Consider the following 475-nt stretch of genomic DNA (forward strand, 5'->3'; position numbering starts at 1 on the left):
TAATGCGGATGCGAGTTTTTTCATAATCAATCCTTTACGGTAGCAAGTTGCATGGGAAATGAAGTATCGATAAGCCGTTCCTCTCGAGCGTCTTGTGGAACGCTCAAAGAAGAACGGGGTACTTGTTCATACAGCGTGTCGTAACTGGCTTGATCCAAAGTCTGCGGGGCGGCATCAAAAATGACTCGGCCATGGGACAGGCCAATAATACGGTCGGCATAACGTTGAGCGAGGTCTACCTGATGCAGGCTGACGACCGCCGAAATCCCGTCCTCTTTACAAATGCGGTGCAGCAGACTTAGCACTCGCTCTGCAGTAGCAGGATCGAGGCTGGCTACCGGTTCATCAGCCAACACCAGTTTAGGTTGCTGAGCCAGAGCCCGGGCAATACCGATGCGTTGCTGCTGGCCGCCGCTCAATGCGTCGACACGGCTTAAGGCTTTGTGCAATAAGCCGACTCGGTCCAGACTTTGCA

Annotated in this window: 1 protein-coding gene; it reads right to left on the reverse strand. The window is 53.1% G+C overall.

Annotated elements, in window-relative coordinates; all coding sequences use genetic code 11:
• Positions 1-26: 26 nt before the first annotated feature.
• The coding region (locus tag ABG80_RS21615) for an ATP-binding cassette domain-containing protein (RefSeq protein WP_152987680.1) at positions 27-475 on the reverse strand (449 nt) is incomplete at its 5' end.

The sequence above is a fragment of the Aquabacterium parvum genome (assembly GCF_001447195.1).
GTDB lineage: Bacteria > Pseudomonadota > Gammaproteobacteria > Burkholderiales > Burkholderiaceae_C > Aquabacterium > Aquabacterium parvum.